This window comes from Affinundibacterium nitidum, assembly GCF_014284155.1.
Taxonomy (GTDB): Bacteria; Pseudomonadota; Gammaproteobacteria; order Burkholderiales; family Burkholderiaceae_D; genus Undibacterium; species Undibacterium nitidum.
This window is the reverse complement of the sequence record NZ_JACOFZ010000010.1, coordinates 1-19,055: the sequence shown is the minus strand read 5'-3', so window position 1 is coordinate 19,055 and position 19,055 is coordinate 1. Positions and strand designations below refer to the sequence as shown.

General features: G+C 44.5%; 19 protein-coding genes. 6 read left to right on the top strand and 13 right to left on the bottom strand.

The genetic code is table 11. From position 1 onward, the window contains the following. Positions 1-69 precede the first annotated feature (69 nt). The 3 genes from H8K36_RS17065 to H8K36_RS17055 are packed head-to-tail and all read right to left on the bottom strand — an operon-like array spanning position 70 to position 2,790. On the bottom strand, positions 70-1,641 hold the full coding sequence (locus H8K36_RS17065; protein WP_186917809.1) for an ammonium transporter: 1,572 nt from the start codon (positions 1,639-1,641) through the stop codon (positions 70-72). Positions 1,642-1,663: 22 nt separating this feature from the next. Beyond that, a complete protein-coding gene (locus tag H8K36_RS17060) occupies positions 1,664-2,002 on the bottom strand; it encodes a P-II family nitrogen regulator (protein WP_186917733.1) in 339 nt (112 codons plus the stop codon). Between the two features lie 26 nt (positions 2,003-2,028). After that, on the bottom strand, positions 2,029-2,790 hold the full coding sequence (locus tag H8K36_RS17055; protein WP_186917732.1) for a TorF family putative porin: 762 nt from the start codon (positions 2,788-2,790) through the stop codon (positions 2,029-2,031). A 396-nt stretch (positions 2,791-3,186) separates the two neighbouring features. Here H8K36_RS17055 and H8K36_RS17050 point away from each other — a divergent pair, with 396 nt between their 5' ends. The 3 genes from H8K36_RS17050 (at position 3,187) to H8K36_RS19650 (ending at position 6,845) form a co-directional block, all read left to right on the top strand. Next, positions 3,187-3,429: an accessory factor UbiK family protein gene (locus tag H8K36_RS17050; RefSeq protein ID WP_186917731.1), complete on the top strand. Its 243-nt coding sequence runs from the start codon at positions 3,187-3,189 to the stop codon at positions 3,427-3,429. Beyond that, positions 3,429-4,967 (top strand): YifB family Mg chelatase-like AAA ATPase, encoded by a 1,539-nt coding sequence (locus tag H8K36_RS17045; RefSeq protein ID WP_186917730.1) that lies wholly within the window; start codon positions 3,429-3,431, stop codon positions 4,965-4,967. Before H8K36_RS17050 ends, H8K36_RS17045 begins: the two co-directional genes overlap by 1 nt. A gap of 225 nt (positions 4,968-5,192) precedes the next feature. Then, a complete protein-coding gene (locus tag H8K36_RS19650) occupies positions 5,193-6,845 on the top strand; it encodes a methyl-accepting chemotaxis protein (protein WP_186917729.1) in 1,653 nt (550 codons plus the stop codon). Positions 6,846-6,989: 144 nt separating this feature from the next. On the opposite strand, the gene H8K36_RS17035 is transcribed toward H8K36_RS19650, so the two are convergent. The 10 genes from H8K36_RS17035 to H8K36_RS16995 all read right to left on the bottom strand — a co-directional run bounded on the left by H8K36_RS17035 (position 6,990) and on the right by H8K36_RS16995 (position 16,673). Then, entirely contained in the window at positions 6,990-8,180 is a 1,191-nt protein-coding gene (locus H8K36_RS17035) for a M20 aminoacylase family protein (RefSeq protein ID WP_186917728.1), read from the bottom strand. A gap of 561 nt (positions 8,181-8,741) precedes the next feature. Beyond that, positions 8,742-8,999, bottom strand: coding sequence for a BTH_I0359 family protein (locus H8K36_RS17030; RefSeq protein ID WP_186917727.1), 258 nt, complete (start codon positions 8,997-8,999; stop codon positions 8,742-8,744). A 207-nt stretch (positions 9,000-9,206) separates the two neighbouring features. Further along, complete coding sequence (locus H8K36_RS19170) at positions 9,207-9,593, bottom strand: GTPase (RefSeq protein ID WP_186917726.1); 387 nt, start codon at positions 9,591-9,593, stop codon at positions 9,207-9,209. Next, positions 9,574-10,296 (bottom strand): response regulator, encoded by a 723-nt coding sequence (locus H8K36_RS17025; protein ID WP_186917725.1) that lies wholly within the window; start codon positions 10,294-10,296, stop codon positions 9,574-9,576. Before H8K36_RS17025 ends, H8K36_RS19170 begins: the two co-directional genes overlap by 20 nt. An 87-nt stretch (positions 10,297-10,383) precedes the next feature. Further along, on the bottom strand, positions 10,384-12,738 hold the full coding sequence (locus H8K36_RS17020) for a sensor histidine kinase (RefSeq protein ID WP_186917724.1): 2,355 nt from the start codon (positions 12,736-12,738) through the stop codon (positions 10,384-10,386). After that, the gene (locus tag H8K36_RS17015; RefSeq protein WP_186917723.1) at positions 12,735-13,358 is read right to left on the bottom strand and encodes a DUF4390 domain-containing protein; all 624 of its coding nucleotides are present in this window, start codon (positions 13,356-13,358) and stop codon (positions 12,735-12,737) included. The genes H8K36_RS17020 and H8K36_RS17015 overlap by 4 nt, the downstream gene beginning before the upstream one ends. Positions 13,359-13,418: 60 nt before the next feature. Then, positions 13,419-14,870, bottom strand: a complete 1,452-nt coding sequence (rsmB, locus tag H8K36_RS17010) for a 16S rRNA (cytosine(967)-C(5))-methyltransferase RsmB (RefSeq protein ID WP_186917722.1) — start codon at positions 14,868-14,870, stop codon at positions 13,419-13,421. A 9-nt stretch (positions 14,871-14,879) separates the two neighbouring features. Then, positions 14,880-15,752 (bottom strand): alpha/beta hydrolase, encoded by an 873-nt coding sequence (locus H8K36_RS17005; protein ID WP_186917721.1) that lies wholly within the window; start codon positions 15,750-15,752, stop codon positions 14,880-14,882. A gap of 3 nt (positions 15,753-15,755) precedes the next feature. Then, entirely contained in the window at positions 15,756-16,085 is a 330-nt protein-coding gene (locus tag H8K36_RS17000; protein ID WP_186917720.1) for a DUF1840 domain-containing protein, read from the bottom strand. Between the two features lie 51 nt (positions 16,086-16,136). Beyond that, entirely contained in the window at positions 16,137-16,673 is a 537-nt protein-coding gene (locus tag H8K36_RS16995; RefSeq protein WP_186917719.1) for a hypothetical protein, read from the bottom strand. 220 nt (positions 16,674-16,893) lie between these two features. Here H8K36_RS16995 and H8K36_RS16990 point away from each other — a divergent pair, with 220 nt between their 5' ends. The 3 genes from H8K36_RS16990 to H8K36_RS16980 all read left to right on the top strand — a co-directional run. Beyond that, positions 16,894-17,337 carry a hypothetical protein gene (locus tag H8K36_RS16990; RefSeq protein WP_186917718.1) on the top strand — a complete coding sequence of 148 codons (444 nt, stop codon included), beginning with the start codon at positions 16,894-16,896 and terminating at the stop codon, positions 17,335-17,337. Next, positions 17,273-18,211: a sensor histidine kinase gene (locus tag H8K36_RS16985; RefSeq protein ID WP_230404775.1), complete on the top strand. Its 939-nt coding sequence runs from the start codon at positions 17,273-17,275 to the stop codon at positions 18,209-18,211. The genes H8K36_RS16990 and H8K36_RS16985 overlap by 65 nt, the downstream gene beginning before the upstream one ends. A gap of 40 nt (positions 18,212-18,251) precedes the next feature. Next, the coding region (locus tag H8K36_RS16980) for a LytR/AlgR family response regulator transcription factor (protein ID WP_255423144.1) at positions 18,252-19,055 on the top strand (804 nt) is incomplete at its 3' end.

Genomic DNA, 19,055 nt, shown 5'->3' with positions numbered 1-19,055 from the left:
AAAAACGCCTCTCAAGAAATCTGAGAGGCGTAAATCCCACCAAGAAACTTTTACTAATCTGCTTACATCTTATGAGTGATAGGCAGATTCACCGTGGCTAGTAATATCCAAGCCTTCGCGTTCTTCATCTTCTGGTACGCGCAGACCAATGACGATATCAACCAGTTTGTAGGCAATGATAGACACCACTGCTGACCACAAAATCGTAACGCCGACCGCTGTTGCTTGTGTTGTTACTTGACCGACGATGGAGTAAGGATCAGCTGAACCTTTGTTAGTGACGTAGTCGAAAATACCCACGCCGCCCAAGGATGGTGACGCGAAGACACCCGTCAACAAAGCACCTAAGATACCGCCAACGCCATGCACACCGAATACGTCGAGAGAATCATCGGCGCCAAGCAAACGTTTCAAACCGTTCACACCCCACAAACAAACCACACCAGCGAGCAAGCCGATAACCAAGGCACCAGTTGGACCTACGTAACCACATGCTGGAGTAATCGCGACCAAACCGGCTACCGCACCAGACGCGCCACCCAACATCGATGGTTTGCCTTTAGTGATCCATTCACCGAAAACCCAAGATACGGTCGCTGCGGCTGTCGCTAATAAAGTGTTGATAAAGGCTAAAGCGGCTGTGTCATTTGCTTCGTATGCAGAACCTGCATTGAAACCGAACCAACCTACCCACAACATCGAAGCACCGATCATAGTCATCGTCAAAGAGTGTGGCGCCATCGCTTCGCGACCATAACCAACCCGTTTGCCAATCATGAAGGCACCAACCAAACCTGCAACCGCAGCATTGATATGCACCACGGTACCGCCGGCGAAGTCAAGCGCACCCATTTGGAACAGGTAACCTGCTTTTGCTGTTTCCGTTGCCAATGTCGCTGCATCTTTAATCGCATCTGGACCTGTCCAGAACCAAACCATGTGTGCGATAGGCAAATAGCTGAATGTGAACCACAACACGATGAACAACAACACCGCTTTGAACTTCGCACGCTCAGCGAATGCACCAATGATCAGTCCGCATGTAATCGCCGCGAAAGTCGCTTGGAATGCCGCAAATACAAACTCAGGAATTACCACACCCTTGCTGAAAGTAGCTGCTGTCGTGAATGTTGCTTTCATTGGGTCAAATATGCCTGCCAACATGACGCGGTCAAATTTACCAATGAAGCGACCACCTTCTGTGAATGCCAATGAATAACCATAGATGCACCACAAAACAATAATCACAGCGAAGATCATGAAGACTTGCAACAAGATCGACAACATGTTCTTAGAGCGAACCAAACCGCCGTAGAACAATGCCAAGCCAGGAATCGCCATCATAATGACCAATAGCGTTGCTACCATCATCCATGCTGTATCACCTTTATTTGGTGTTGGCGCTGGAGCTGCCGCTGCGTCCGCTGCTGGAGCCGATGCCGCAGCCTCAGGTGCAGCTGGTGCAGAGGCTGGCGCGGCAACAGCTGTCGAAGCTGGTGCTGATGCGACAACCGCCGCCACTGCGGGTGCCGAAGCGGCCGCAGATGCTGAGGCACTAGCGTCATCCGCCCATGCCAAACTTGCTTGACTCATCGTTACCGTTAAGGCGATGGCCGCAAGAGATTTCAAAAACGTTTTCATCATTTTCTCTCTCTTCATTCTCTTAAAGGGCTTCATTGCCGGTTTCACCGGTACGAATACGGACAACCTGATCTAAGGAATACACAAAGATCTTACCGTCACCAATCTTGCCAGTACGTGCAGAGGTTTCGATAGCTTCAATCGCGCGCTCTACAATACTGTCTTCAACTGCAGCTTCGATCTTCGTTTTTGGTAAGAAGTCCACGACATACTCTGCACCACGATACAGTTCTGTGTGACCCTTTTGACGACCAAAGCCTTTGACTTCGGTCACCGTGATACCTTGCACGCCAATTTCAGAAAGAGCTTCACGCACTTCGTCTAGCTTGAAAGGTTTAATAATTGCTGTAATTAATTTCATGATGGTCTCAATGAATTTTTCAAGTATTAGAAAGCTTTTACTGCAGACAAAACTAAGCCTGTCTTTCCAGTAAATTTGCCCGCTGGTGTGTAATAAAGTTTGTCGTCTGCATTCGTGCCGATTACTGCCAATGCAAAGTTGACGCCACCGAACTCTTTTGTCACACCAATCTTCCAATCGTTGTAGGCATAGGCACTATTGTTTTTAAGTGTTTGACGACCCGCATGCAAATTCAGAGTGTAACCATCAGCCATTTCGATGTTGGCACCGATATCGAGGTAGCCACTACCTTTACTGTCGACAAATGCGAAAGTGTTAGTCACTGAGTGTGAGTACTTGATGTACACAGGACCATTACTTAACTGACCGTAAAATTCAGTTGTATTGGCATCGACAAAACCCGCTACTTTATCTAAGCCGTTAGATGGATAAACATAGGACAGAACACCGACGTCGTAATTAACGCCGCTTGCAATTTCACCACGTTTGCCGGCATACAGATCAACTTCAACACTGCCGCTACCACCTGCATCTTTTGTCCATTTAATGGTGGACAACCACGTACCGGCATACAGTCCGTTCACGTTATTAGTGTAGTCTGCACCGCCTTGTAAGGCTGGTTTGAGACCAGATTGTGAGATACCGCGGTAACGGTAATCGGTGATAGCACCGATATTGAAACTCACTTCATGTTCTGGTTTGGCTTCGGCCGGTTTGGCGTCTTGCGCAAAAGCAACACTTCCCATGAAAGTACTTGCAACCGCTGCACAGAGTAGAAATTTTTTCATTTCGTTTCCTTCTTTTATTTAAAAGTAAATCAATGCTGGTTAATAAATACTTAGCTTTGCTGCTATTTCTTTGTTGCTTACACCGGTATTAGCAGAACTCGTGCCAGTTTTCGTTTTTCAGGTACAACAACCGCATTTTCAAAAAAGTGGTATCGTGTTTGTGCAGTGCACACCTATGAAAATGCAGTTTTTTCGATTTAAACTTGGTTTTCATTGATTTCACCAAATTTTCTTCAAAACAGTAATAATTTATTATCAGAATGAGGTAAGCTGCAAATCAACGCACCAAAATGGCGCTTATTTGATTTGCACAAACTTTATAATGCACCGTTACAGTACCTGCTAAGTTCCTGTAACGGCAGGAGTTAAATAAGTTTCAATCAAAGAGAGGTCGACATGGATGCCAATAATTTTCTGAACGACATGCAAGCAAAGATTCATCAAGCTTTTGAAAATTCGCCTGCAAAAGATATTGAAAAAAACGTAAAGGCAATGATGACTCAGGGTTTCGCCAAACTTGATTTGGTCACTCGTGAGGAATTTGATATTCAGGCTCAGGTACTAGCGAAAACACGGGCGAAGCTCGAAGCATTAGAAGCACGTGTCGCTGCACTGGAGGCCCAACTCAAGGACGAATAATGGGACTAGCGGTGCTGAAAAGTCGAGCTCTAAGCGGAATGTCAGCGCCGGAAGTCACCGTTGAAGTGCATCTAGCTAATGGCTTGCCGGCCTTTACTATAGTCGGATTGCCAGAAACCGAAGTAAAAGAGTCTAAAGACCGTGTGAGAGCAGCGATTCAAAATGCCCGTTTTGATTTCCCTGCTCAACGTATCACGGTCAATTTGGCCCCTGCAGATCTGCCGAAGGAATCGGGCCGTTTTGACTTACCCATCGCGTTAGGAATCTTGGCTGCCTCTGGACAAATTCCTAGCGATACACTTGACCAATACGAATTTGCAGGAGAACTCTCGCTCTCAGGAGAGCTGAGGCCTATACGTGGAGCCTTGGCGATGACCTTTGCGATCTCTCGCTCAACGGTTCAAAACAGTCAACTTGATCGCAGTGCGGTTCCGGCCTTCATTCTTCCTTTTGCGAATGCAGAGGAAGCAGCACTCGTCAAAGATGCACATATCTTTCCCGCGCACTCATTGCTGCAGGTGTGCGCACACTTCGCTGCTAGGTCTCAAGATCAAAGACTTTTGCAGTTCCGAGCGACTGGGGAAAGTGTACGTCCGCGCTACCCAGACTTCAGTGAAGTGAAAGGGCAACAACAAGCAAAACGAGCCTTGGAAGTCGCAGCTGCAGGACAGCATCGTGCACTCATGATCGGGCCACCCGGTACAGGAAAATCGATGTTAGCAGCTCGATTCCCTGGGATTTTGCCTACAATGACTGACGTTGAAGCACTTGAATCTGCGGCAGTACAATCTTTGACCAATGGCTTCAATCTTCAGAAATGGAAGCAGAGACCCTATCGTTCACCGCATCACACGGCGTCAGCGGTAGCCTTGGTTGGCGGTGGAGGTAACCCGCGCCCTGGCGAAATTTCACTCGCCCATCGCGGTGTTTTGTTCCTCGATGAATTGCCAGAATTTGACCGAAAGGTACTAGAGGTATTACGAGAGCCATTGGAATCCGGGCACATTAGTATTTCCCGCGCAGCGAAACAAGCTGAATTTCCTGCGCGTTTTCAGCTCATCGCAGCGATGAATCCATGCCCTTGTGGCTATTTTGGTCACTTTAATGGCAAATGCCGTTGTACGCCTGATGCCGGAGCTCGTTATCAGGGAAGGCTTTCAGGTCCTTTGCTCGATCGCATTGATATGCAAATACCCGTCAATGCCTTACCTCATGCTGACTTGCTAAAACAAGCAGACGGCGAAAGTAGCGAGAGAATTCAAGCTAGGGTTGAACAAGCCTTTTCAACACAAATCCAACGCCAAGGAAAGTCTAATCATTTGCTCTCAACGAAAGAGATCGACGAATTCTGCGTGGCAGACCAGGCTGCACAACTGCTTTTACAAAATGCCATGGCTAAACTTAACTGGTCTGCTAGGGCCTATCATAGGGTCTTAAAAGTAGCTCGCACCATCGCAGACTTGGCAAACAGCTCACAAATCAACACGCCACATGTGGCAGAAGCGATACAGTATCGTCGTGCTCTACGAGAACATTAATTTGTAGCAATAAGTTTTTCGCATTTTTCATGGCTTTGGCTTACACTGTTACTTAATAGTAAGAACTTTGTACTTCAACAAAGCGTGTCTCATTTTCAAAAGTAATTCACTGACGTTAACCAAAAACGGGTTTGTGTTTCTCTTCTTACGGCGCAGCATGTTGCTTAAGTAGGAAAGATCAAACGCCTCCCGCTTTTTTCATACAACAAAAGTCGAGGTTTTTTGATGAGCATCAAACGCAGAATCTGGGCTCTGCCCATAGTCGCCACCGTTATTTTCGGTATCGGTATCGCAGCCAGCGTATATTTCGCGACGACCGCGATCAATTCTATTAAGACCACAGAGACGAGAGACTATCCAGTCTTAGACAAGGCGAAGAATATTCAAGCCGACGTCCAAGGGATCGTGGACGCCTTAAAACAAGCGGTCGGTGAAGACGACAAAAAAGGTATCGATGCGGTCGGAGAACGGGCGAAAAAGGTCAAAGAGAAATTCAAAGCCCTTGGTGCATTGCCTGGACAACAAGCTCTTGGTGACCGCTTAGGTAAAGAGTTTGATGCTTATTACGGTCCAGCTGTATCGGTCGCAAAAATTATGCTGGGTATGGATCAAGGTGACCCACAGGCAGCTATCGGACAAATGCAATCTTCGTTGAAGGTCTTAGAAACCGACCTTGCAAAAACGGTCGAAGCGGCACAAACACAATTCACTGCTGGCGTTGATAACAGTAACGATAATGTGCGACGTGTATTGTTCACTGTTATCGCATCCGGATTGTTTGTCGTATTAATTTTGGGTATAGTGTCCTTCTTTATTATCCGTACCATTTGGCAACAGCTCGGTGGTGAACCTGAATACGCACAAGAAATTGCCTCTGCTGTGGCGTCCGGTGATTTGACCATGCGCATCGACGTTGAACCAGGTGATTCATCGAGCCTATTGGCGGCTTTAAGCGAGATGCAAACACGCCTTCAGAACATGGTTTCGGAGATTAAGACTTCAGCTGAAACGATTAAAGTAGCGAGTGCAGAAATTGCATCCGGCAATACAGATCTCTCGTCCCGTACTGAGTCTCAAGCGAGTAGCTTAGAAGAGACTTCGTCGTCGATGGAGACCATGACAGAGACAGTAAAACAGAATGCCGACAATGCCAGACAAGCGAATAAGATGGTGGAAACGGCATCTGAGGTTGCGGTTAAAGGCGGTGCAGTGGTCAGCCAAGTCGTCACTACAATGGATGACATTAATCAGTCGTCGAAGAAAATCGTCGACATCATTAGTGTGATCGATGGTATCGCTTTCCAAACCAATATTCTCGCATTGAACGCGGCTGTCGAAGCGGCTCGAGCTGGTGAGCAAGGGCGTGGTTTCGCAGTGGTCGCATCGGAAGTTCGTAGTTTGGCGCAACGCAGTGCGGCAGCAGCGAAAGAGATCAAGACTTTGATCGGCGATTCCGTCGACAAAGTAACCGCAGGTTCTGCACTGGTTGATCAAGCTGGTCAAACAATGGATGAAATCGTTGCGTCCGTGCGCCGTGTAAGTGACATCATGGCCGAAATTACTGCAGCAAGCCAAGAGCAAAGTTCGGGCATTCAAGAGATAGGTTCAGCGATCAATCAAATGGATGAAATGACTCAACAAAATGCGGCATTAGTGGAAGAAGCGGCGGCCGCTGCTGAGTCGCTGGAAGAGCAAGCGGATTTACTGACAAAAGCGCTAGACGTTTTCAAACTCAATAATCTGCAAACTTCTCATATGAATGTCAATCGTGCTCCTGCCGCGCGACAATCAACACCACGTTCAAGTGCGCCTCGAATTGCAGCGAAGCCAGCAACAAAGCCAAGTAATGATGATTCAGGCGATTGGGATGAATTTTAGTTTGTCGTAGGGAAGAATACTTTCAAATACTCTTCCCAAAAAGTGACAAAAAAAGGACAAACATACATGTTTGTCCTTTTTCATTTTGGGCCCTATGAGTATTCAAATGAGGATGAATAAATTCTAAAACGGACACATTGCCTGTCAAGCTGGTAGGTAACGTTGAACCAGTTGTACCCAAAAGCTAGCGCCAATGGGCAGCAGATCATCGTTAAAATCGTAGCTGGGATTATGCAAGTTGCATGGACCTAAGCCATGCCCCGCACTACGGTGATCGCCATCGCCATTTCCAAGAAAGACATAACAACCAGGTTTGCTTTGCAACATATACGCGAAATCCTCGGCGCCCATCGTTGCTTCGACCGTGGTGTTGACGTTTTCTGAACCAACGACATCTTTCATGACTTCAATCGCAAACTGGGTTTCTTTCGCATGGTTGATAAGTGGGGGATAATTTCGCTTGAACTGAAAGTTAACTTCGGCATCGAAAGCTTGAGCAGTATGTTCAGCGATAGCTTTCATTCGGGTCTCAATTAAATCGAGCGTCGCGTTGCTAAATGTGCGAACCGTTCCTATCATTTGGGCGTCGTCTGGAATGACGTTCGTGGCACTGCCTGAGTGAATTTGCGTCAACGATAAAACAGCAGGGTCCAGAGGATTTACGTTGCGGCTAACGATGGTTTGCCAGCTTTGGGCGATTTGCACCGCTACCATCACAGGGTCAATCCCTTTTTGCGGCTGAGCCGCATGAGCGCCTTTTCCGCGCACGGTAACGTGAAATTCATTTGACGATGCCATGAGCGCACCTTCACGCACGCCAAAACTACCTGCTGGCAATCCTGGCCAATTATGGAGTCCGTAAACAGCATCCATAGGACATTTTTCAAACAAGCCTTCAGCAATCATGCGACGCGCACCACCACCACCTTCCTCAGCTGGCTGGAAAATCAAATACACCGTGCCGTCGAAATCCGAATGATGAGCCAAGTAGAAAGCCGCTCCCAATAAAATTGCTGTGTGACCATCGTGACCACAAGCATGCATTTTTCCAGGATTAGTCGATTTATGCGGAAATTCGTTGATCTCTTGCATCGGCAGTGCATCCATGTCTGCGCGCAAGCCAATTGATTTATCGCTGCTTCCTTTTTTAATAATGCCGACGACACCTGTCTCGGCCAAACCTTCAAGAGTTGGAATACCCCATTCTTTCAATTTTCGTGAAACGACTTGAGAAGTACGGTATTCAGCAAAACAAAGCTCTGGATGGGCATGAATATCTCGGCGGATATTCACGAGCTCTTCTTGAAAGCCAATGATGGGATCAAACAAATTCATACCAGTCTCCGAACAGCTTTTTAATAGTTCTAGGGCGAATTTACACTCATATCAAAGAGTAACTACCGGTGTCTCAAACAATAATGACTCCATAGGCCAATGCGAGACACGGTATGACTATTACTCATCAAATAGAAGTATTCAAAAAGACTAGTGTAATCCATTTTCTGTAGGGCTATTTTCATCAGGCTTAAACATTGGATCCAAAGCCAGATTGAGGAATTTAAAAAATCATCAACTTAATTGAAATTAGCAGTGGTTTAGAGTTCATTACCTAATTTTGACGTTTTTTAGGCTTTCCCTAGGGAGAAATCGATATTTCTAGAAGATATTCGGTTTTTTTATGACAGATATATGAAAAAGCAGCGAGACATATTTGCTGCACTGCGATAAAGTTCGAACTGTCTCCTCCAACACCTCCTAAAGGTTTGGACTTAACCCGCAGCCTAGGCTAGCGGGTTTTTTTTTGCCAATTCAAAACCTTGAAGATACAGCAGAAGGAAGAGTAGGGAATACTAGAGGAGAGTTTCGCAACAACGACTTTTCAGACAACGTGCAAAGTTAATGCAATAAAACACTTTGTCCCATATACGAATCGAACTTTGCTAGAAATTCATCAATTTCCTCGATGCTTGGTTCATTCGAAATCAATTGTTGTACATCATGACGAAATGTTTCGGCCTGCAAACCGCCAATAAAACATTCACGACGTACAGCCTTGTCAGTGATCTCATAACCACCAAAACGTAAGGCTTCGTGATCGGTTTCAGCACCAAACTCAACGACACTATATTGGTCGCTATTATAAATGATGTTCATTTTAATCATCCTTTCTCGTCATTGAGAATAAATACGCAAAAACAAACATGAATCAAACGGTGCTTATGTTGTTTATGTATGAAACGACAAGAGTGCGGTTGCAGTCCCTGCGTTAATAGTTACGGCAGGGCAAGGTATGAACTTTAGAGGTGTGAAGACAAGAATTTGCTTCAAATGAGGGGGAGCGTTCGATCTCAACAGCAAGACTTACAAAATCACTTCGCGCTCAAACGTGAATAAATCGATATAGGGTTCTGATTCCAAGAAATTTTTCAAACTGCCGAGATGCTCTTGGTTATTCATTGCTAGGTATAAACGCTCAGGCTTTTGCCTTAGCATTCGATTCAAGGTAACCCGCAGCACCAAATTTCCTATACAGCAAAAACAACCTGGCGCTATACGTTCCACGATCAAGGAGGGATGTGATTGAAGAGGCATTATTCCAGAGGGAAGCCCCTCCAAAATAATGCCTGCTATGACGACTGATTGCTCGCGACTCGTGCTTAATTCAGCGTTTATCCAGGACTCGCGTTCTTGGTAATTTCCACCGGCAAGCAATATAAGATAGGTTGGCTTACTCGCCGCGTTTGCCATACTTTACGGATTCAACTCCTAGTTGCTTGAGTTTGCGATAAAGATGCGTACGCTCTAGACCGGTCTTCTCAGCAACACGAGTCATACTGCCACCCTCGCGGTGCAAATGGTATTCAAAATAAATCCGTTCAAATGCATCGCGAGCTTCACGTAAAGGCAAATCAAACGAAAGATTCCCAAAGTTGTGCTGATTATTCGGCATTAATTGATTTCCAAGCGAAAAATCTCGGTTCTCAAATGATGCTGGTGATTGATTGAATTGGGCAACAGGTGCTGGTGTAGATGGAGTATCCATCACACTCATACGGCTAATCGGTGCTACTGGTCGCGGCGGTTCAATATTGCGGGTCAAACCTTGCTGAACAGCTTTCAATAATTTTTGCAAAGCGATTGGTTTCTCGAGGAAATTTAGCGCACCAATTCGAGTTGCCTCCACTGCGGTGTCAATCGTCGCATGACCCGACATCATGATCACTGGCATGGTTAATAGACCATCGCGCTGCCACTCCTTCAACAGGGTTACGCCGTCCGTATCTGGCATCCAAATATCCAGCAATACCAAGTCGGGGCGAGCTTGCGCTCTGGCTTCGCGCGCTTGTTGCGCGTTTTCTGCTAATTGAACAACGTGTCCCTCGTCGCCCAAAATTTCCGAGAGTAATTCTCGGATTCCCATTTCGTCATCGACTACCAATATGTTTGCCATAAATGTACCCTAAACCCTACCACGATAATTTTAATTTGCTGTTCTTCTCTAAGGAAGCTTTCAGCATTCACAGCACACATTAAATACTTAGGTATTTAATTCCGGTGCTAACTTTAACAGCAAAATCGATACTTTGGCACCGTTTGTATCAGTACGGTTTTGAATATCAATTTTACCCCCATGCTCATCTACAATTTTCTTCACCATCGCTAGACCTAAACCAGTTCCTTTTGGCTTCGATGTCGCATATGGTTCAAAGGCTCGAGCCAAAATTTTGCTAGAAAATCCTGGCCCGTTATCAATCACAGATAGCCGAATCGCTACCCGTTCAGATTTGTCGGCGCTGACATAATGCACAATTTCAGTCACAACATCAATCCGTGGCACTTGTCCCGGTTTTGCATTCTCTGTTACAGCATCCTGCGCGTTTTGCAACAAATTATGAATGACCTGACGGATCTGAGTCGCATCCCCCATGATGGCGGGTAAATCTGGTACTAACTTCAAATGAATAATGTCGCGCCCATCGCCTGATAAATACAAATGTAAAACATCGTCAATCAGAGCGGAAATATTGATACGCGATAGCACCGCCTGCGGAATTTTCGCGTAATCACGGAAGTCATCAACCATACGTTTCATTGAACTCACCTGATTAACGATGGTCGTGGTGCTCTTACTTAAGAATTGTGCGTCGACTTCATTCAATTTATCTAGCAATTTCATTTGCAAACGCTCTGCCGATAATTGTATCGGTGTTAGAGGGTTTTTAATCTCATGTGCCAAACGTCTCGCTACCTCGCCCCAAGCGATAGAACGCTGAGCCGAAATAATATTGGTAATATCATCGAACACCACCACGTAACCGGTACCAGACGCAACAGGAAGATGAGAGCCCCGCGCCAGCAAAGTCAAACCTTTCTCAACTTCAGCACCAGAACCCGATTGCGTTTGATCTGCTTGGCTTTCAAAACTCAATTTAGGTAACTCAATTTGTTGCTGCCAGTGTTCTAGTTGCTCGCCACCGACCGATTGCGCGTGTTGTTCTGAGAAGGCTTTATCGACCGCGTCGGCAAATACCTTCATCCCTTCAATTTGCGCTAGTGGCTTACCTATTTCATTATCAAACTGGCGGCTCAAAATCCTCTCTACCGAATGATTACAAGTAACGAGGCAAGAGTTCTGGTCCAGTACCATCACACCAGCTGACATATTTCCCAAAACAGATTCAAGATAGGCTTTTGCATTCTCCAGCTCGGTTCGATTCTTTTCAACTGCTTGGCGTGCATCGAACAATTGCCGTGTCATGGTATTAAACGACTGCGTTAGGCTTCCTAGTTCGTCTGATGTTGTGGTGATTGGCCGGGGTGACAAGTTGCCCTCCGCGACAGCCTTAGTCCCTTCTGCTAGAAGTAGCAGGGGTCGCGCGAGCTGACTCGAAATCAAAAAGGCTGCGGTAATCGCGCCAAAGATAGCCAGTAATAACAACAAGGTAAGCGTCACTAAATACATTGTTTTCAAGCCATCTCGGCTAGAAGAGCGCTCTTTGTATTCAGAAATAGCCGTGGTAAACACCTTCGCTTGGGAATCGAGTAATTCAGGTATTGGTTGGATCACCTGCAGGTAATTCGTTTCGTTCTGAAAAAAAGTATTCATGCCCATTGACGGTAACGCAATAATCACCCTCAGGAATTCTTGATTATTTGTTTCACCACCAGCTTTGTTGTGTGCCTCAGTAAACAGGTTTTTGCTCGGGTCCTCCCCTGTATGATCACTATGACTACCAATCTGCGCGAAACGCCCCTCTAGCTGCACGGCTCTGAGCATACTTATTGAGGGCATTTCAGGGACAAAGCTCCCACGTTTCGCGTTTGCGGTAGCGACGAGTTTACCTTTCGAGGTCACAATCGTCGCTTCTTGAATTTGCATTTGCTCACGAATACGAGACAACTTAATTGGTAGTGGCAGCAAGCTTGAATCAGACGGATCTGCTAGCTGATTTGACATACTACGTGCCTTCGATTCGAGATCCTTGAGGGTGTAGTGCAGCGCAGTTTGGCCTAAGTCCATACCGGAATCTAGCAATGGTGAAAGCTTCACACTGAACCATGAATCAATCGAATGTGTCACGAATTGCACGGACACAAGATAGATTAAAGAACCCGGCAGAATGCCTGAAAGTGCGAAAAGAATCACTAGTCGTGTCATGATTCGGGAGCCAAATTCGCGTTGACGATACCGACGAATCAATTGCCACAACAAAGTCGTAACCATGCCCAACAGACCCAATGCAACGACGGCATTGGCCAACAACAGCCACGTAAAATTATTATTGGAGGCGAGGAAACGACTAGAGTTCTCGGTGGCCGTGATTAGGAAAAAAAACAAGACACTCATCAACACGCCACCAACGATGAGGCCATACTTAAGAAACTTTGTCACTTCTCTTCCACCTTGAATGTAAACCGCTTCCAATCAGATGAAAGGCGCCAGCCACTGTTACTCAACGAAGTGATCAACATGGGCTTTGATAATTGACTGCTATCGAGCTTAAGACGTACAGCGACGTTGTAGGTTGAACCAAAACTTAAAGCATTTTTTTCTGCGACCAACCAACGACGCGGTTGCTTAACTAATTTGATGATCTCATCAAGCGTAGCAAAATTCTGTTTCAATCCGCCATTAACGGCGGCCGTGTATTGACGGCGCCAAAGGTCGTATTGAATCTTAATGGTTTGCGTTGAACGTATACTTTTCTCGTCAAACCAATACCAACGTGGGCGATTAATTTCGACCTCGGCAATAAATGAAACGGGTATCCCTTCATTTATCGCGTTTTTCACGTCATTTCCAAGCTCAAAAGAAAAACCGACAAAGACGCGATACCCATCGTCCGCTGACTCTAGCTTCGCTGTAGTTACTTCAACACCTTCTGCATAGGCTAATTGCAATGAACTCAATGAACAGAAAAAAACGACGAGCAAAGTCAACAACAGACCTTTAAAGGTCTGAAGTCGTTTTGTTGCAAACAAAAATGGCAGCAAAGCTTTGATCATCAACATGACATCAATGGCAATTTCGAAGGTTTTGTATCACTATGACATGATAACTTGAAACAAGTTTCAAGCCTCCGGTTTTTGGAAGAGGGCGTAGAACAAACCATCATGTTCGTTGTTGGGATCAGACGTTGGCAATAATTGGCCTGGTGCGTCCAAACGAACTGCTGAATGACGCTCGGCAAACGATTGCGCCTGTTTCTCAGATTCGATAGGCCAAATTGAACAAGTAACCAATAATAGCTTGCCACCAGGTTTCAACATTTTCCAAAGATTATCGAGGATACGATTTGACGTCACCGCTAGTTGCGCAGCATCGGTTTTGCGACGTAACCAACGAATATCAGGATGACGACGCACGACACCTGAAGCAGTGCAAGGAACGTCAGCTAAGATACGATCAAACCCTTGCGTATCCCACCAGTTCATGCGACTTGCATCACCTTGCTTTATTGTGGCGAACAACTGTAATCGTGCTAAATTTTCATGAATCCGTTCAATTCGTTTAGCATCTGTTTCGATTGCTAATAATTCGACGTCTGCTATCTCCAAGATATGTCCTGTTTTGCCACCTGGGGCTGCACAAGCGTCTAATACTCGCATACCCTCGTGAACATCGAGTAAAGGCGCTGCAAGCTGTGCTGCGGCATCTTGTACAGAAACCATACCTTGTTCAAAGCCTGGTATTTGTTGCACAGGCAATGCTTTTTGTAAGCGTATTGCGTAGGGGCCAATCTGTTTAGCATCTATGCCTTCTTCCGCTAAGAGGCTTAAATATGCTGCAACAGATGTTCGACGTTGATTGACACGCAAGGTCATTGGTGGAGGGGTATTACCAGACTTAAGAATACTTTGCCACTGTTCAGGATATGCCGCCTTTGCCTGATCAACCCACCATTGAGGATAATTCCACATTGCCGCTGGTTGTTTTAGCACCATCGGCAATAAAGTCTCTTTTTCCCGCAAGAAGCGTCTTAAAACCGCATTTACCATGCCTTTTGCGAAAACCATATGACTATTCGAAGCGGCAGCATTTACTGCTTGATCAACGACGACAAACTCTCCATAGGGTGGAGTTTCTTCTTTTTCAATAGCCAGAAGACTCAAAGCACAGCACATCAAACTGTACAGAAGTGGTGGTTCTACTGGTTTATTGGTCATTAGAGTGATCAAAGCATCGACGCGTCCAACTTGGCGCATCGTTCTATACGCTATATCTTGAATCGCTCCACGGGCTTGTGGTGTGGCATTAGTTTGAATAAAGACTCTTGATAGCGCTTGTGGAAGGGCTGTTCCTTCCAATACATAAGCCACTGCTTGGGCTGCACCAGCTAAACTAAAGGCGAGTGAATCTGATTTCACTTCCAGCAGATCAGGTTCAACAATTTTAGTTTGTGATTCAGACCTATCTGAAGACTTAAAGTCTGACTTGGTAGCACGAGTTGTATCCTTAGCGTTTTTCGCTTTCGGTTTGCTTAGTGTGGGTCGAGTTAAGGTTTTTCGCGTGGGTTCTTGCATAAAAATTTCTCAAAGATTGAGTGGCATTAGATTTTTTTCTTCAAGCCAAATTCGAACATCGTCAAATGCTTTAATTGAATCTAACTCATTAAAAATTTCGTGATAAAAATTAGGGTAGACAATGGTCTTCACACTGGATGCCGTTAGTCGATGATCCAATTGTTGTGAAAATAATTGGCTTCCCTCTGGATCAACAACTTGATCAGCACCTGCAATTAATAACAGTAAAGGTAGCTTCATTTGCGCTGTATGTGCTTTTACATAATCCATTGAATGCAACATACTTTGAAATAAGCTTGCACTAATTCGTGAATGCACTAATGGATCATTTTGATAGGCATACACAACTTCATTGTCATGTGAAAGATATCGACCGTTCGTACCATGTGTCACACCAATATGAGGAATTACTCGACTCGCAAATGCAAATAAATATCGTTGAAACGCGCTTACTTTTACACTCAAAGCTGGTGAAGCTAAAATCAAACCCGATAATTTCGACAGTGATGCCAGTGCAAAATGGCATGCAAACAAACCACCCATACTATGAGCAAAGAGAATCGGTGGCGCATCTAATTGCTGTGTAAATTCGTCGACCACCAACCGTAGGTCTTCTAGACTTGTCGAAGAGTTAGGTACGTCGCCTCTGCGTCCATCTGATTGTCCATGACCACGCTGATCAAAACTACGCACGGTAAAACCTAGTGTTTGAAAAAAACGAGCAATGTGAATATAGCGACCACAATGTTCACCTAGTCCATGCAGAATGACTATGCCATGTTTTGCAGAATGATGACTACCCGGCCAATCTCGTACAAACAAAGACGTGCCGTCTTGCGTTTGCAAAAAGAATTCATCCGTGTTCTCAACATGTGCAGTCATTTTTTACACACCCCAGATAATTTCCTTCTGTTTTTTATTTGCTGCTTTTAACATTTCATAAAGAGGAAATAGTCGAGCTGAAATACTAACAAAGTCTTTACGTTGTTTCTTTTCAGTATCATCTAATTCGTCCTCGTCAATATCATCTATCTGCGCTCGCTGTTGACGATCTTCTTCCATTATCTTTTCAAAGGTAGAAATGAAATGAGGTAATTCAACTACAGTAATTACACCTCTTTTTACATCTTTTCCTAATGACTCAAGAATAGGGCCGATGTGTGATTCATACATCGTGATATCGGCGTCTGCGGTCGACTGAAACGTGACTAACATAGGAATAATTTCTCTTTTCTGATTGAACGAAAAAATTTGAGGCGGATTGCTTCAACGATTCCATTTAAATGAATCAAAAAACATGTCCGCGATTTCTGAATTAAACGCCTTTTCTTCTCCAAGCATAATGACCTGGATGAGATAAGCATCCTTTTTTTCAAATCTCGCGATCATTTTCAGTTTTTGACCATTTGAACGCTGTCCAATCGCTAACAAAGTATTCTTAGGTAAAGTCACTGAACTATCACTTTTCCATTGTCCCTGAATATTATTCAGCATGCCTGTTTTCATTGCCTCGAAAGCGGTTTCTTGTTGTTTTTTGCTTGTTTCTTGATCTTGTCCATCTTCATCTAGCTTTACATAGGCAACTGAAAAACTGATGTTTTGAACATCAGTCGCCGTCATATACATGGTTGCCTTTACACCATTTAAATTGATATCACGATTAGCGCTCGCAGTTTTACCTGGCATCAGCACTTGGAAAGAATTGTCTTCATTTCTTACTTCACGCCAGTCAAATTTTGGTGAGCACGCACACAGCGCTACTAGAACAAATAAGGCAAAGTTTTTACTCAATGATTTCAACATATCGCTGGATAACAGATGCAAGAGACAAGAAAGGCATCATTGTAGGTCAATCTGCGAGGTCCTTATGCTCAATTTCCTGTTTTTTTCCATCTATCTCTCAAATTCGCCTTTGAACCCTAGCTTTTTGCTCTTAGTCGCATAGAGATGGAAGCTAGTCAAACGAATTGCTATCGTGCAGCCATGGGTAGAGCAAATTGTTTTAAACCAAAAGGAGAACATCATGAAATTCGATTCATCAAATGACGATCATTCAAACAACAAAGTTGAACCTCAATTAGAAGCCGAACAAGTCTTACATGAAAGTTCATCTGAAGCATCAAAAGCCGAAGAAACAAAGAATTTTTCTGAACAAGAAAGCACTTCAAATTCAAAGGAGAAAACTATGAATAACGATACACATAACCCTGTTTTGCAGTTTGTGAAAAATGTTGGTGAGACAGCGCAATACGTTTGGGATCATTATTTTGAGTGGGTGATCCATGTTAGCTGGGGAAAAATGTTTTTGACTTGTTTGTTAGTTTTGATCGGCGGTTCAATTCTATGTTTGCATTCAATCGCCAATTGGTTTGTATTCGGATCTTTATTATTGAAATGTTTTGTTGGAAAAGAAGATCAGATTAACAAAGCTAAAGAGACAGAAAATATTCATACCGAAGGTCGTTAACATGAACTCCGATAAACCAAATCAGTTATTACCTTTGATTTTGCAAGCTATAGATACGTCAAAAATTCTGTGGTGGAAATTTTTTGATTGGTTAGCAGTGATTTCATGGTCCTATTTGGTTTTCATTTCTTTTGTTGTACTCATCATAGCGGCTACTTTAGGGCTCGGTAGTTGGGTTCCGTTTTGTGTCTTTTCGTCGATCTTGATCAAAAGCTTAGCTGGCGGAAAGAGAAGAGCAGATATCGCAGCAAATGCTGCTGCAGTACGCGCCAATATGGAAGCCCTTGAACGACGAGCACTGGAAGCTGAAATGGCGAGCTTACAGGCACAAATAGAACCACATTTTTTGTTTAATACATTGGCCCTAATCGGACAATTAATTGAAACAGATCCAGAACAGGCTTCTGTAGTGCACGCTCATTTAATCAAATACTTACGAGCTGCCTTGCCGCAGATTCGCGAACAAGGTGGAGGCAAATTAGGTCAGCAAATGGATCTGTGTCGTGCTTATCTCAACATTATGCAAGCACGTATGCAAGAAAGGTTAAGTTATGACATTGATTATCCAGCAGAGCTTCAACAACTGCCTTTTCCTTCGATGATGATACAAACTTTGGTTGAAAACGCCATTAAGCATGGTCTTGAACCGAAGACTGACGGGGGGCATATCCAAATATCTGCTCGTAAAGGTGAATCTGAAATTATTGTCGAAGTCTGTGACAACGGTATGGGTATTGATCTACAAGCAGAAGAAGGAATTGGTTTAAAGAATATTCGTGAGCGACTGAAAGTTTTATATGGCTTTCGTGCCAGCTTGAATATTGAAGTACCAAAGCTTGGCGGTGCCCAAATGAGCTTACATATTCCTGTCTAAAATAAAAAAAATCTTAATGAATGACCGGGAGAATTACTAAATGACTAGGCTCTCTTATACGGCACTTATTGTCGACGATGAAGCACCTATGCGTGATCATTTAAAACGGAGATTAGCGCAAGTGTGGCCAGAACTAAGAATAATCGGTGAAGCCTTTAATGCGATGAATGCACTTCAAATTTCAGAAAAATTGCAACCTCAAATCATTTTTCTCGACATTCGTATGCCTGGTCAAAGTGGCTTAGAAATCGCCAATAAACTATCCTCAAATGCTCTCATTGTTTTCGTTACTGCTTACGATGAATATGCAGTAAAGGCTTTCGAAGAAGGCGCTATTGATTATGTTCTTAAGCCTATTGATTATGAAAGTCTTCATCGTAGCTGTTTGCGAATTCAAGATCGTTTAGCTTTAAATCAAATTGATTACTCTAAACATAACGCAATTCGAATGGAGCAATTATTAACTTACCTTGTTCATCAACAACAAATGAACAATAAAAAGTACTTACGTTGGATTCAAGCGAGCGTTGGAACTGGTTTGCGTTTAATTAGTACCGAAGAAATTTTATTTTTTAGAGCAGAGAATAAATACACTAGCGTCCAAACTTATAACAACGAATTTTTAATTCTTGACATCCTCCCTGCCCTCAGCCTGCGGCTGCCGCTAGCGCGGAAAGGACGGGGATTCCTACGGCGCTGCGCGATGATTTTGCGCAGGCGCTTCGGTGGGTTCCTGTTGCTGACGGCATTACCGCACCGTTCACTTCGCAGGCTATCCGGGCTGCACTCTCGTGCCAAGCGGAAGCATCCGCCTTGTCCTGCCCTTTGTCTCGCAGTATTTGCA